11 protein-coding genes are annotated in these 14,224 nt (G+C 75.0%); 6 read left to right on the top strand and 5 right to left on the bottom strand.

The features are described from left to right. Window positions 1–55: 55 nt before the first annotated feature. Window positions 56–1,399 (bottom strand): M20 family metallopeptidase, encoded by a 1,344-nt coding sequence (locus ACIQLL_RS16825; RefSeq protein WP_402469653.1) that lies wholly within the window; start codon window positions 1,397–1,399, stop codon window positions 56–58. A 140-nt stretch (window positions 1,400–1,539) separates the two neighbouring features. On the opposite strand from ACIQLL_RS16825, the gene ACIQLL_RS16820 reads away from it, so the two are divergent. From ACIQLL_RS16820 to ACIQLL_RS16810, 3 genes are all read left to right on the top strand, one after another. Next, window positions 1,540–2,340: a class I SAM-dependent methyltransferase gene (locus tag ACIQLL_RS16820; RefSeq protein ID WP_402469650.1), complete on the top strand. Its 801-nt coding sequence runs from the start codon at window positions 1,540–1,542 to the stop codon at window positions 2,338–2,340. A gap of 195 nt (window positions 2,341–2,535) precedes the next feature. Then, entirely contained in the window at window positions 2,536–3,651 is a 1,116-nt protein-coding gene (locus ACIQLL_RS16815) for a ScyD/ScyE family protein (protein ID WP_402469648.1), read from the top strand. Between the two features lie 104 nt (window positions 3,652–3,755). After that, window positions 3,756–5,039: an endonuclease/exonuclease/phosphatase family protein gene (locus ACIQLL_RS16810; RefSeq protein WP_402469645.1), complete on the top strand. Its 1,284-nt coding sequence runs from the start codon at window positions 3,756–3,758 to the stop codon at window positions 5,037–5,039. 49 nt (window positions 5,040–5,088) lie between these two features. On the opposite strand, the gene ACIQLL_RS16805 is transcribed toward ACIQLL_RS16810, so the two are convergent. Genes ACIQLL_RS16805 through ACIQLL_RS16795 form a run of 3 tightly spaced genes read right to left on the bottom strand, consistent with a single transcriptional unit; the run spans window position 5,089 to window position 9,859 of the window. After that, window positions 5,089–6,153 (bottom strand): NAD-dependent epimerase/dehydratase family protein, encoded by a 1,065-nt coding sequence (locus ACIQLL_RS16805; protein ID WP_402469642.1) that lies wholly within the window; start codon window positions 6,151–6,153, stop codon window positions 5,089–5,091. Beyond that, window positions 6,150–8,825 carry an alpha/beta fold hydrolase gene (locus tag ACIQLL_RS16800; RefSeq protein WP_402469640.1) on the bottom strand — a complete coding sequence of 892 codons (2,676 nt, stop codon included), beginning with the start codon at window positions 8,823–8,825 and terminating at the stop codon, window positions 6,150–6,152. Before ACIQLL_RS16800 ends, ACIQLL_RS16805 begins: the two co-directional genes overlap by 4 nt. Continuing rightward, the gene (locus tag ACIQLL_RS16795) at window positions 8,822–9,859 is read right to left on the bottom strand and encodes a 3-oxoacyl-ACP synthase III (RefSeq protein WP_402469638.1); all 1,038 of its coding nucleotides are present in this window, start codon (window positions 9,857–9,859) and stop codon (window positions 8,822–8,824) included. The genes ACIQLL_RS16800 and ACIQLL_RS16795 overlap by 4 nt, the downstream gene beginning before the upstream one ends. Before the next feature lie 203 nt (window positions 9,860–10,062). Between ACIQLL_RS16795 and ACIQLL_RS16790 the strand changes: the two genes are divergently transcribed. Next, the gene (locus ACIQLL_RS16790; protein ID WP_402469636.1) at window positions 10,063–11,277 is read left to right on the top strand and encodes a threonine aldolase family protein; all 1,215 of its coding nucleotides are present in this window, start codon (window positions 10,063–10,065) and stop codon (window positions 11,275–11,277) included. Between the two features lie 84 nt (window positions 11,278–11,361). Here ACIQLL_RS16790 and ACIQLL_RS16785 read toward each other — a convergent pair whose 3' ends face one another. Beyond that, window positions 11,362–12,279 carry a hypothetical protein gene (locus ACIQLL_RS16785; protein ID WP_402469634.1) on the bottom strand — a complete coding sequence of 306 codons (918 nt, stop codon included), beginning with the start codon at window positions 12,277–12,279 and terminating at the stop codon, window positions 11,362–11,364. Between the two features lie 205 nt (window positions 12,280–12,484). On the opposite strand from ACIQLL_RS16785, the gene ACIQLL_RS16780 reads away from it, so the two are divergent. Next, window positions 12,485–12,922 (top strand): SRPBCC family protein, encoded by a 438-nt coding sequence (locus ACIQLL_RS16780; protein WP_402469632.1) that lies wholly within the window; start codon window positions 12,485–12,487, stop codon window positions 12,920–12,922. Then, window positions 12,919–14,169, top strand: coding sequence for a glycoside hydrolase family 3 N-terminal domain-containing protein (locus ACIQLL_RS16775; RefSeq protein WP_402469630.1), 1,251 nt, complete (start codon window positions 12,919–12,921; stop codon window positions 14,167–14,169). Before ACIQLL_RS16780 ends, ACIQLL_RS16775 begins: the two co-directional genes overlap by 4 nt. The last annotated feature ends 55 nt before the right edge of the window (window positions 14,170–14,224 follow it).

The following is a 14,224-nucleotide window of genomic DNA, read 5'->3' as shown; positions in this document are numbered from 1 at the left end:
TTCGCGTCGGATCACGCGCTGATCTGACCCGAACAGAGACGCTCGATCGGGAACCTCAGTCGAAGTAGCGCGGCACGTCGATCGCCCCGCCGGCGGCCTCGAACTCGTCACGCACGGCGGCCTGCAGCGCGGGGTCGCACAGGTAGTCCAGCGCGGTGGCCGCGAGCCCCGCGGCGCCGTCGACGGCGGCCCGCACCGCCCGCTCCGAGCCGGCGGCCGCGGCGAACTCCGGCGTGTGCAGCGCGACCGACGGGTCGGCCACCTGGATCAGCGGGTGCATCCCCGGCACCCGGAAGCTGACGTTGCCGAAGTCGGTCGAGGCCGCGAGCGTCTCGGACACCACGCCGCCCGGCAGCACCTCCCGGCCGCGCCGCTGCTGAGCGGCCACCCAGCGCGAGGTGAGCGCGGCGTTCGTGCGCACCGGCAGCGACGGGTGGGCGCCGTCGTCCCAGGTGATCTCCACCGCGGTACCGGTCATGAGCGCGGCACCCCGGGCGACGTCGTCGAGCCGGCGGGACAGGTCCTTCAGCGTGTCCGGGTACTTGGACCGCGCGTAGAGGCGCATCTCGGCGCGCTCGGTGATGATGCTGGGCCGCGTGCCGCCGTCGACCATGATCGCGTGGACCCGGTCCACCGGCGGCATCTGCTGGCGCAGCAGCCCGACCCCCTGGTAGGCGAGGTTCGCGGCGTCCAGCGCGTTGCGGCCCATGAACGGTTGGGCGGAGGCGTGCGCGCTGTGCCCGGTGAACGTCCAGGTCAGCAGCCGCCGGCCGAGCCAGACCTGGTCGGCCACGTCCACGCCGTACGGGTGCACCATGATCGCCGCGTCCACGCCGTCGAACGCCCCGTGCCGCGCGAGGACCTCCTTGCCGGAGTGACCCTCCTCGGCGGGCGTGCCGAGCAGCACCACCCGTCCGGGCGGGGCGTCGGCGGCGCGCAGCACGTCCCGCAGCGCGAGGAACGCCCCGACGCCGGAGGCCGCGATGACGTTGTGCCCGCAGGCGTGCCCGATCCCCGGGAGCGCGTCGTACTCGGCGCAGATGACGAGCGTGGGGCCCTCGCCGCCGCCCAGCTCCGCCCGGAACGCGGTCTCGGCGCCGAACACCCCCTGCTCGGCGCTGATCCCGTGGCGCTCGAGGAGATCGACGAGCAGGCGGGCGCTGTCGTGCTCGGCCCACGCCGTCTCGGGGTGCGCGTGCAGGGTGCGCACCACGTCGGCGAGCTCCGGCTCCAGCGCGGAGGCCGCGGCGTCGACCAGGTCCGCGAGCGCCCGGGGCGCTCCCCCGTCGATGCTGTCCGGACCGGGTCCGACGGCGGCGGCGCGGCGGCGCTCGTCGGTCTCGTCGGCGAGGTGGTCGAGGTACGCGGTGCTGGGCTGGGGCGGACCGGCGGCTGGCATACGGCCATCGTACGGACGGCTCCGCGTCGACCTGCCGGACGAGCGGAGCGCGACCGGACGGTTGCCGGTTCGGCAAGCCCGTTCTCGGATTCCCCCGTGGCGGCGCATCATGGACGCGTCCCCGTCCTCAGGAGCCCGTGATGCCCCCAGTCCGCAGGGTCGACGACGTCCGCCCCGACGAGTCCGACCACGAGTTCCTGCCCGGCATGGCCCGCGGCTGGATGATGCCCTGGTACGACGTCGTGGCGCGGCTGCGCGGTCTGACCCGCCTGTACCGGCGCACGGTGGAGCTCGCGGGGATCGCCGCCGGTCAGCACGTGCTCGACGTCGGCTGCGGCACCGGCAACCTCAGCCGGGAGGTGCTGCGGACCGCCCCGGACGCCGTCGTGACCGGCCTGGACCCCGACGGCGACTCGTTGCGCCGGGCGGCGCGCAAGCTGCGGCGTCGTGCGCGCGCGGAGGTGACGCTGGTGCGCGGGTTCGCCCACCGCCTGCCGGTGCCGGACGCGAGCCAGGACCACGTGATCTCGTCGCTGGCGCTGCACCACGTGCCGGCCGAGGAGAAGGAGCGGATGGCCGTCGAGATCGTCCGCGTGCTGCGCCCCGGCGGCACGGTCACGATCGCGGACTTCGCGGGCGACCACGCCGCCACGCACGGGCACGACGGCGCCGCTCCGGCGGACGGCACGGCGCCCGACGCCGGCACGCACCACGAGCGGCACGGTCACGGCAGGTCGCACCGCCACCAGCCGGGCCACGGCCGTCAGCCGGGCCACCGCCACCAGCCGGGCCACGGTCCGGGCAGCCGCACCCACGACGCCGACAACGCCGACGGCGGCATCGAGAGGCTGCTCACCGCCGCCGGTCTGCACGACGCCCGCACCCTGGGACGCCTGCCGCTGCTGGGCGACACGATGGTCGTCGTGCAGGCGCGGCGCTGACCGCGAATTCACCCGGAAAATCGGTGGGCGTGCGGGCGCGCCCGGGAGCAGAATCTTCTCGGAGTGACGCCTCGGAGCGGACGCGTCACGTGCTGCGGCCCTCGGGCCGTCTCGCGCACCCGCGGTGGCACCGCGTCGAGCGCATCCGCGTGCCACCCGGCCGCACCCTTCCCTGCGCACACCAGGAGCCTCTCCATGCGACGCACCCTGCTGTCCTCCTGCGCGGCCGCCCTGGCCGCCCTCGCGCTCGCCGCCTCCCCCGCGGCCGCCCACGGGTCCAAGGACCACTTCCCGCCCGAGCCCACCACCGTCACCGACGGGCTCGTCAGCCCGTTGAGCCTGGCGGTGGGGCCGCACGGCACCACGTTCGTCAGCCAGAACTTCGCGGGCCTGCTCACGGCCGTCGACCGTCACGGCGGGTCCACCGTGCTCTACGCGTCCGACGACGGCGCGGAGGTCGGCGGGGTCAGCTACGCCGGCCGCACGGTCACCTTCACCGAGACGGGCGCCACCCAGACCGTCCAACGGCTCCGGCTCGACAGGTCGGGCACGCCTCGGGGCAACCCGACCGTGCTGGCCGACGTCGGCGCGTACGAGGCCGCGAGGAACCCGGACGCCCGGGTCACCTACGGCCTGCGCAACCTGCCGGCCGCGTGCGCGAGCCAGTTCCCCGAGGACTTCCCCGCGACGTACACCGGCATCGTCGACTCCCACCCGTACGCGACGACGTCGCACCACGGCACCACGTACGTGGCCGACGCCGCGGCCAACGCGATCCTGTCGGTCGACCACCGCGGGAAGATCCGCACGGTCGCCGTGCTGCCGCCGCAGCCCGTCGAGGTCACCGCGGAGGCGCTGGAGGCCCAGGGGCTGCCGAGCTGTGCGGCCGGGTACCGGTACTGGTTCGAGCCGGTGCCGACGGACGTCGAGGTGGGTCCGTTCGGGATGCTCTACGTGTCCCTGCTGCCCGGCGGACCGGAGGACGAGTCGCTCGGGGCACGTGGTTCCGTCGTGGTCGTCTCGCCCTGGTCCGGTCGGGTCCGCACGGTCGCGAAGGACCTGCTCTCCCCGACGGGCATCGCCGTGGACCGCTGGGGGACGCTCTACGTCGCCCAGCTGTTCGGCGGCGAGATCTCGAAGGTCGGATGGCGCGGCAGCACCACCGTCGCGTCCGTTCCGCTGCCCGGGGACGTCGAGATCGACCGGCACGGGCTGGTCGCGACGGTGAACGTCCTGCCGCCCGAGGACGAGACGAGCCCGCCCGACGGGCAGCTCGTGCGGTACCCGCTGCAGCGGGGGTGGCACCACTGACGCGACGGTCCGGGCGGCCGGCGACCGTGCGTCGTCGTCCGCCCGGACCGGTCCGTTCACGCGCCGTTGATCCACCGGTCACGGCGCGGCGCTACCGTCGCAGCATGAGCCTGCGACACCGCACCGCCCTGTCCGCCGCCACCGCGCTCGCCGTGGCCCTGTCCGCCGCCCTAGCCCCGGTCGCCGCGAGCGCCCACGGCCGCGGGCACGACGGCGGTACCTCGCCAGGGCGGCACGGGTCGGGTCACGGGTCCGGCACGGCCGACACGCTGCGCGTGGCGACGTACAACCTGTCGCTGAACCGGGCGAGCGAGGGCGAGCTGGTGCAGGACCTGTCCACCCCGGACGACGCGCAGGCGGCGACGGTCGCCGAGGTCATCCAGCGTGCCGACCCGGACGTGGTGCTGCTCAACGAGTTCGACTTCGACGCCGCCGGCGAGGCCGTGGACCTCTTCCGCGAGAACTACCTGGAGGTCGGCCAGGGCGGTGCGGAGCCGGTGGTGTACCCGTACGCGTTCGTGGCGCCGTCGAACACCGGCGTGCCGAGCGGGTTCGACCTCAACAACGACGGCACGGTCGGGGGCGGCGACGACGCGTTCGGCTTCGGGCTGTTCGAGGGGCAGTACGGCATGGCGGTGCTGTCGAAGTACCCGATCGACACCGCCGCCGTGCGCACCTTCCAGGACTTCCTGTGGGCCGACATGCCCGGCGGGCTGCTGCCCGACGACCCGGCCACGGACGCACCGGCCGACTGGTTCTCCGCCGAGGAGCTCGAGGTGGTGCGGCTGTCCAGCAAGTCGCACTGGGACGTCCCGGTCCGGGTGGGCCGCGAGACGGTGCACGTGCTGGCCTCGCACCCCACGCCGCCCACGTTCGACGGCCCGGAGGACCGCAACGGGCGCCGCAACCACGACGAGATCCGCTTCTGGGCGGACTACGTCACTCCGGGCAAGGCCTCGCGCTACATCTACGACGACGACGGCGGACGCGGCGGCCTGGGCGGCGGCGAGCGATTCGTGATCCTGGGCGACCAGAACGCCGACCCGGCCGACGGCGACTCCTACGACGTCGCGATCGACCAGCTCCTGGACCACCCGCGCATCAGGGACCCGCGGCCGACGTCGGACGGCGCCGTCGAGGCGGCCGCTCTGCAGGGCGGGGCCAACCTCACGCACACCGGCGACCCGGCGCTCGACACCGCCGACTTCGCCGACACGACCCCGGGCAATCTGCGGGCCGACTACGTCCTGCCCTCGAAGCACGGCCTGCGGGTGCGCGACGCCGGGGTGTTCTGGCCGGTGCAGGCCGACCCGCTGTCCGCCCTGACCGGCACCTACCCGTTCCCGAGCAGCGACCACCGGCTGGTGTGGGTCGATCTGAAGGTCTGAGCCCGGGCGGCCCGGCAGCGCGCCGCGGGTCCGGGGCCCGGCCCTCGGCTCAGCGCGCGGTGCCGCCGTAGTGGGCCGCCAGGCGACGGAACCCCTCGTCGATGCTGACGGCGGGCCGCCACCACAGGTCGGCCCGGGTCGACCGCTGGTCGAACCAGTGGGCGGTGGAGAGCTGTTCGGCGAGGAAACGTGTCATCGGCGGCTCGTCGGTTCCGGGACGCACCCGCCACACGGTCTCGATCAGCCCGCCCGCGGTGCGCGCGAGCCCGGCCGGGACCCGCCACCGCGGGGGCTCGACGCCGGCGGCGCGGCAGATGCCCGCCAGGAGGTCGGCCACGGGGCGGGGCTCGCCGTTGGTGAGCACGTAGGCCCGGCCGCGGACGGCCTCCGGACGGTCGGCCAGCCGGTCCAGCGCGGCGACGATCCCGTCCGCGGCGTTGTCCAGGTAGGTGGTGTCGATGAGGGCGGCCCCGTGCCCGAGCAGCGGCAGGCGTCCCGACGACGCCCGGTCGATGACGCGCTCCACGAGCTGGGTGTCCCCGGGGCCCCACACGATGTGCGGTCGCACGGCCACGACGCCGAGTCCCGTCGCGCTGGTCGAGCGTCTCTGTTCGGGTCGGTCCGGGCCCCGATCTCGCGGGAACAGAGACGCTCGATCCGGGGGAACGTCCCGCCCCAGGGCCAGCAGCTCCGAGGCCGCCTTGGTCCGCGCGTACTCGCCGCGCGCCGCCGCAGGATCCGCGACCCCTGCGCCGACGCCGACCAGCGAGTCGCCGGCGTGCGCCACCGACGGGGAGGACACCTGCACGAACCGCCGCACCCCGGCGCGCTCGGCGGCGTCGAGCAGCGTCCGCGTCCCGCCCACGTTGACCCGCTCGAACTCCGCCGGGTCCCCCGCCAGCGAGACCTTCGCGGCCAGGTGCACGACGGCGTCGACCCCGTCGACGGCGGCGGCCACGGCGCGCGGATCGATCAGCGACCCCGCGGCGTCCACGACACCCGCCACCCCGGAGGGTCGGCGCTGGAAGGTCCGCACCGACTCGCCCCGCGCCACCAGCACCCGCGCCACCGACGCGCCGAGCAGTCCGGAGGCGCCCGTGACCAGCACGGTCACGGCGCGCCCACCCGACCGCCCGCGAGCACACCGGACGCCCAGGCGGACAGGCGCGCCCGGTCGATCTTGGAGTTGTGCCGCACGTCGGTCGGCAGCTCGGCCACCACCAGCACGGCGGCCAGCGGCACCGGCGACGCCGCCCGCACGGCCGCGTCCAGGTCCTGCGGTGCCAGCCCCGCACGCGGCGCCGCCGGCAGGGACTCGACGACGGCCACGGCCTGCTGCACCCCGGCCGGTCCGACGCCGACCACGGCCGCGCGCCGCACGGCCCCGACCCGCTCGACCGCCTGCTCCGGACCCACGGGCGCGAGCGGGCCGTCCGCCGTCGTCAGCACGTGCGCCAGCCGACCCTCGATCCACAGCCGCCCGGCGTCGTCCAGGTGACCGACGTCCCCGGTGCGGTGCCAGTGCCCCTCGGGGGTGTCGCGCTCGGCGGCGAGGTCGGTGAGCCACAGGCGGTCGTAACGCTCCTTGAGGTGCGGGGCGCTCACCAGCACCTCGCCCAGCACACCACGGACCTCCGGCCCGGACGACGGCGGACCCGAGGCCGCGCCGTCGTCGTCCAGCGCGCTGATCAGCACCCCACCCACGGCCGCGTCCACGAGCGGGCGCCCGACGCACACGCCGGAGTCGGGCGCGGCCGCCGCCTTCCGGATGCCGTCGAGCGTGATGTCGGTGACCAGCAGGCACTCGGTCATCCCGTAGGGCGTGTGCGGGACCGCGTGCGGCATGAGCTCCTGGGCCGAGGCCAGCAGCTCGGCGCTGATCGGCGCCCCCGTGGACAGGAAGGTCTCGACCCGGCCGAGGGCGTCGCGGTCGGCGTCGTCGAGCTCGGACGCCGTGTCGACCACGTGGAGGATCGCCGCCGGGGACAGGAACACCATGCGCGCGTCCGAGGCACGCACGGCGTCGGCCACGGCCCGAGCGGTCAGCGTCCGCGGCGCCGAGACGTCCATGTCCGGCGTCACCGAGCGGGTACCGAGCGCCGGGCCGAGCAGCGCGAACGGCGCGAACCCCGTGACCAGGCCCGTGTCCGCACCCACGGCGAAGTGCGCGGCCAGCACGTCCCGCAACGCCGCCAGCCGGGCGTGCGTGTACACGACCCCCTTGGCCGGGCCGGTCGAGCCGGAGGTGAACAGCACCGCGGCCTCGTCGTCCGGTCCCGGCTCGGGCGGCAGGTCGAGACCCTGACCGGCGCGGGCGACGTCGATGAGCTCGTGGTCCACGCCGAGCGCCGCCCGGCGCACGCGGTCCAACGGGTCGACGGCGATGCGCACGCCCGGCCAGCCCGCCGCGCGAGCGGCAGCGAGCGCCGTCGTCTGCCCCACCAGGTACTGCGGCCACGCCCCCCGCTGCGCGCGGGTCAGGCCCCGCAGGCCGAGCCCGGCGTCGGCCACGACCACGACGGCACCGATGCGCAGGCAGGCGTAGACCAGGGCGGTGAGGGTCGGGCCGGGCTGCACGAGCAGCGAGACGCGGTCGCCGGCGCGCACGCCGATCGAGGCCAGCCCGGCCGCGATCCGCCGCACCTGCTTGTCCAGCGCCCGCCAGCTCACGACGCGGCCGGCGCCCGTGGTGGTGAGGTCCAGCACGGCCTGGTCGGTGCTCGAGTCCGGGTCGGCCGCCCGGTCGTCGAGCCCGGCCCAGATCGGGCGGAAGGCAGGGTCCGGTGCGCTCCCACCGGCCGGCGGGAGCACCGTCCGACCCGCCGTCGTGGTGCCCAGCCAGCCGAGGACCGGCGCGACGTAGTCGACGTCCTCGGCCACGAGGTGCCCGGCGTCGTCGAACCGGTGCACCCGGGCGTGCGGCAGCCGGGAGACCAGGTCGTCGAGGTAGCGGTCGGAGAAGATCGGGTCGCGCGGCCCCCACAGGAGCAGGGCCGGGACGTCCAGCGCCGCGACGCCGGCCGCGATGCGGTCGAGCTCGGCACGGCTCGGGTGCTCGGCGCTCGCGGGGATGTCGGCGACGAACTGCTCGATGCCGGCGCGGTCGGCGGCGGTACGGTACGGCAGCCGGTAGGCGTCGGCCACCTCGTGGCTCAACCGGGGCCGGGCCAGCGCCAGGGTCGTCTCGAGGAAGGCCCGCGTGGTGCTGGTCCCCAGCCGGTGCACGGGGCGCGCGAGCGCGAGCCGCAGCGCCGCCGGGATGGCGACGCCCTCGGGCTGGTGCACCGCCGTGTTGAGCAGCGCGACCCCGGCCAGCTGCTCCGGGTGGTCGACGGCCCAGCCGAGGGAGACGACGCCGCCCCAGTCGTGGCCGAGGGTGACCACCGGGCCGTCCAGGCCGAGCGCGTCGGTGAACGCGGACAGGTCCGCGACGCGGTCCGCGAGGGTCCGGCGTCGTCCCGTCCGGGCGGACAGTCCCATCTCGAGCTGGTCGACGGCGACGACCCGCCACGCGTCGGGTGCCCCGCCCGGGCGCTCACCCGTGGCTGCCGCCTCGGTCAGGGCCTGCTCGGTGGCCCGGGACACGAGGTCGCGCCACAGGTAGGACCAGGTGGGGTTGCCGTGCACCGCGAGCACGGTGCCGACGGGCTCGATCCCGCGCGCGTGCAGCTCGGGCCCGTTGTCCAGGTAGTGCCACGCGGCGCCGTCGGGCACCGTCAGCACGTGGCTGTGGCGAGGTTCGAGGCCGGGCAGCCCCGGCGGGACGGTGGTGGCGCCCGAGCTCACCACGCGATCTCCATCATGGCGGTGTTGATGCCCGAGCCCACACCCATGAGCAGCACCCGGTCGCCGGCGTCCAGGGTGGCCTGCTCCTCGACCAGGGTGATCGGCACCGACGCCGGGCCCACGTTGCCCAGGTGGCCGTACGTCGTCGGGACCCGGGAGCGGTCCAGCCCCACGGCCTCGACGATGGCGTGGGTGTGCACGCGCGAGACCTGGTGGGTGACGTAGCGGTCCATCGCGCCCCAGCTCCAGTCCGCCGTCGCGTCCTTCCAGGCGTCGACGACGAGCTCCAGACCGCCCTCGAGCAGCCCCTGGGCGTCGGTGAACATGCCCTCGGTGCTGCCCACGCACAGCAGGTGGTGCTGGGTCGCCGCCCGCGTGACACCGCCGAGCACCCGGTGGCCCTCGGGGTGCTCGTCGGCGCGCCCGAGCACGGCCGCCGCGGAACCCGACCCGAGGGTGAGCGAGGCGAACTCGGCCATGAAGTCCTCGCGCCCGACGTCGTCACGCAGCAGGCGCTCGACGGTGACGTCCTGGATGTCGTCGGCGTCCTCCCCCGCGACGACCACCGCGTACCGGATCTGCCCGGACTCGATCATCCCGGCCGCGATGCTCATGCCGTTGATGAAGCCCAGGCAGGCGTTGGCCACGTCGAAGTTCACCGCCGAGGTCGGCAGACCGAGCCCGTGGTGCAGGCCGACCGCGACCGACGGCTCGAGGTGCTTGCGCGTCACCGAGGTGTTGATGAGCAGGCCGACGTCGTCGGGCTCCACGCCCGCCTCGGCCAGGGCCTCGAGTCCGGCCGCCACCGTCGCGGTGTTCGCGTCCTCGCCCTCGCCCCAGTTGCGCCGGGCCTCGACACCCGCCACGCGCTCGAGCAGGGTGGCCGGGAGCCGGAGCCGCGCCAGTGCGGGAGCGAGGCGCTCCTGGACCGCGGTCGACGTCGTGACACGCGACGGCAGGCGGCTCGTCACGGACAGCAATGCGACGTTGCCGAACCGGGTGGTGGCGTTTCCAGACACTCGAGCTCCAGACATCCGGTCACGCGAGGTGCCGGAACGACGACGGATCACCGGTTCCCGGGAGGAGGCCGGCGTGGTGGGCGTGTCGACACCCGTCCTCGAGGTTATGACGCTCCGGGGTCCGCCGCTGTTCCATCTCTCGGTGTGGATCTCGACACGTTGTCCGCCGGGAGGCCTCTGCGGCGCACCGGGTACGCCGTCGTGCCTAGCCTGGTGAGGTGACCACCACCCTGCCCCCGTTCGCCTCCGACAACTACGCCGGCACCCACCCCGAGGTCCTCGCCGCGATCGGCGCCGCGAACGACGGGTTCGCCGTCGCCTACGGGGACGACCCGTGGACAGCCCGCCTCGACGCCCGCGTCCGCGAGGTGTTCGGCGACGGCGCGCTCGCGTTCCCGCTGATCAACGGCACCGGCGCCAACGTCGTGTCCCTCATGGCGCTGTCCGAGCGCTGGGGCGGTGTGGTGACCTCCGACGTCGCACACGTCAACACCGACGAGAACGGCGCGCCCGAGCGCGTCGGCGCCCTCAAGCTGCTGCCCTGCCCGTCCGACGACGGCCGGATCACCCCGTTCCACGTGGAACGGTGGGCCGGGCAGCGGCACGACGTCCACCGCGCCCACCCGGGCGTGCTGTCCCTGACGCAGTCCACCGAGCTCGGGACCGTCTACCCGCTCGACGCGCTGCGCGCCCTGGTGGAGACGGCGCACGGCCTGGGGATGGCCGTGCACGTCGACGGCTCCCGGATCGCCAACGCCGCCGCCTCGCTCGGCTGCTCGCTGCGGGCGCTCACCACCGACCTCGGGGTCGACGTCGTCTCCCTCGGCGCCGCCAAGATCGGCGGCATGATCGGCGAGGCCGTCGTGGTGCTCGGTCCTGCCGAGGCGCCGGAGGTCCCCGGGTCCGGGTACGACGGCGGTGCCCTGCGTTCCGCGGCGGCCGCGGCGGTGCCGTACCTGCGCAAGTCGACGATGCAGCTCGCGTCCAAGACCCGGTTCGTCTCCGCGCAGCTCCTGGCGCTCCTCGGGGAGCCGGGCGCACCCGTGGGCCCCTCGGACGCGAGGGCCGACGGCACGCCGGGACCGTTGTGGCACCGCAACGCGGTGCACGCGAACGCCATGGCGACCCGCGTGCGGGACGGCCTGGAGGCGGCCGGGGTGCTCGACCCGACGCCCAGCGGACCCTCCCAGGGCGACGAGGACGCCGTCGTCGTCCCGCAGGGGGTGCGCGTGACCCGCCCGGTCGAGGCGAACGCCGTGTTCGCCACCCTGCCCCGCGAGGCCGCCGACCAGGTCCGGCAGCGGGCACGGTTCTACGACTGGGCCGCCGGGGAGACGCCGGACCGGGTCGAGGTCCGGTGGATGTGCTCGTGGGACACCACCGCCGACGCCGTCGACGAGTTCGTGGCGACCGTGGCGGGCGTGCTGGCCTGACCGCCCGCTCTGAGCGGCAGTTCGTCATCTGCGCGGCAGTCCGGAGTGCCGCGCAGACGACGAACTGCCGCACAGATGGCCCGATCACGGCAGCGGCAGCCGTTGGTCGACGCGCGCGCCCTGCCGCACGCGCAGCGGGAACGCCGCCAGCAGCCGCGCCGTCGCCCGCAGCGGGTCCGCACCGTCCCGAGCGGTGAACCGTAGCGGCCGCACGCCCGCCAGCGCGGTGATCGCGTCCTCACGCACCTTGTCGTCGAACCGTGCGCGGTCCGCGTCGTAGCCGGCGCCGAACGCCCCGTCGGTGTACTTGACCCGCCCGTCGAACTCCACCAGCACTCCCAGGTCCGGCCAGCCCAGGTCGCAGCGATACCTCCCGACCGGCGCCTGGGTCCGCGGTCGGGGCAGGCCGGCGCGCAGCGCCAGGTAGCGCACCCAGGTCTCCCAGGGCGACTCCGCCCCGCCGTCCGCGTGCTCGAGCACCCACCGGGCGCGCGCCGTGCCGTTGCGACGGCGGGGCCTGGCGAGCTCACGGAGCGCGTCCTCCGGCGACATCCCGGAGGCGATCGCCCAGTCCGCCACCACCAGGGCGTCCAGCGGAGGCAGGGTCAACGCGCAGTCGACGACCGTCCGTACCAGGGTCGTCGCAGGAAGTCCGCGGGCCGTCACCGCGTGCTCGGGGAGACCTCGACGACGGGCGATGTCGGGTGCCGACCGTCCGCTCGGCGCCGACCGCACCAGGACGTGGACCCGATCGGGCAGGCGCCACAGGGGTGCGCCGTGGAGGAGCGCCGCCGTGCCGTGGCTGAAGACGTGCCGGGACCGCAGCTGACGGTCCACCGCCCGCACCCGGTCGAGGGCTCGCATCCTGTCGGCCGCGGGACCTCGCGCGCCCAGCGGTGCGCGGTAGGCGCCGCGCCGCACCCGGTCGAGGTCGCCGGCGGCGAACGCCGCGCGCAGCCGCATCCGGTCGTGCTCACGGGACAGCAGGATCGGTCGGTCCATGGCGCCCACGGTGGACCCTCTCGGGGCGCTCCGACAGGCCACGAGGCGCCGCCTGTGGACGACGAGCGGCCTGTGGACGGCGAACGCCGCGATGGCAGCGGCAGTTCGTCGTCTGAGCGGCAGTCCGGAGTGCCGCGCAGACGACCAACTGCCGCACAGAGCGCGTGTACCGTCGTGACCAGGTAACCGACCCGAGGAGGCGACGATGACCAGCGGGCACACCGCCACCGCGTCCACGCACGTGGCCGAACCACCGGACCGCGTCTGGGCGGAGCTCATGCACCCCGGCGCCCGGTGGATGCTGGGCGCCAACATCGAGACCGACTTCCGGCCCGGCAGCCCGATCACGTTCGAAGGGCACTTCTTCGGCCGGACCTTTGCGGATACCGGCGAGGTGATCGCCGTCGACCGCCCCCGCCTGCTGCACTTCACGCACTACTCGCCGCTCGGCGGGCTCGAGGACCGGCCCGAGAACTACCACGACATCCGCATCACGCTCGAGGCCGACGACGGCGGCACGCTGGTCACGGTGGTACAGGGCAACATCGACACCGCCGAGCACGCGACCCGCTCCGAGCAGCACTGGCGTGAGGCCCTCGCCACGCTCGCCCACCGCGACGCACCGCCCGCGCCGAAGGCATGACCGCGCGACGGACCGCGGCGTTGACGATCCTGGCCTGCACCGCGCTCGCGGCGTGCAGCAGCCCGGGGACGCAGCCGTCGCCGACCCCCGCACCGGACCGCTCCGGATCGGCCTCCGCGAGCGCGCCGTCGTCGTCCGCGCCACCGCCCAGCCCTACGCCGAGCGCGACGGCCAGCCCCACCCCGAGCGCGACGACGACGCCCGACGACGGCGCCCCGGCCGACGACGACCCGACGGCCGGGTGGTCGCTCGAGCAGAAGGTGGGCCAGCTCCTCATGGTGGGCACGCCCGCCGACGCCGCGAGCGTGAGCGAGGCGACCCGCACCGCCCTGGTCGACGACCACGTCGGCAACGTGTTCCTGCACGGGCGCAGCGAGCGGGGTGTGGAGGCGACCCGGAAGCTGGTGCGGTCCTGCACCGACGCCGGCCCCACGGACGTCCCGATGCTGGTCGCCACCGACCAGGAGGGCGGGTTCGTGCAGGTGCTGCGCGGTCCGGGCTTCTCGGAGATCCCTCGCGCCACGACGCAGGCCGGGTGGAAGCCGGACCGGCTCCGGGACGCCGCAGCGGGTTGGGGCGAGGAGCTGTCGGACGCCGGCATCAATCTCAACCTGGCGCCCGTCATGGACCTCGTGCCGGCCGCCAACCAGTCCGCGAACGCCCCGATCGGCCACTTCTCCCGGAACTACGGCAACACCGAGCGGTCCGTGGTGCGCTCCGCGAACGCGTTCTCGGACGGCATGCGGTCCGCGGGCGTGGAGCCGGTGGTCAAACACTTCCCGGGGCTCGGCCACGTCACTCAGAACACGGACACCACCGAGGACGTGGCGGACGACGCGGTGACGGCGGACTCCGCCTCCGTGGACGTGTTCGCCGCAGGGATCGACGCCGGCGCCCGCTACGTCATGCTCTCGAACGCGGTCTACACCCGGATCGACCCCGAGAACCCGGCGACGTTCTCCCCCACGGTGGTGAGGCTGCTGCGCGAGGACCTGGGGTTCGACGGCGTGGTGATGACCGACGACGTGTCGGCCGCCGCCGCGGTGGACGACCGTTCGCCCGGCGACCGGGCCGTCGACGCCGTCGACGCCGGCGTCGACCTCGTGCTCGCCTCGGCCGACCCCACCGTGGTCCCCGAGATGGCGGACGCCCTGGTGGCTCGCGCCGAGAAGGACCCCGAGTTCGCGGCCACGGTGGACGCCGCCGTCGAGCGCGTACTGGCCGAGAAGGAGGGCCTGGGGCGCTGAGCCGTCTGTCAGACGGCGCCGACAGGCTGCACGAAGGCCCCCGGGTCCGCGGTGT

The organism is Isoptericola aurantiacus (assembly GCF_044769875.1).
Classification (GTDB): domain Bacteria; phylum Actinomycetota; class Actinomycetes; order Actinomycetales; family Cellulomonadaceae; genus Isoptericola; species Isoptericola aurantiacus.
This window is presented reverse-complemented; position numbering and strand designations above follow the sequence as displayed.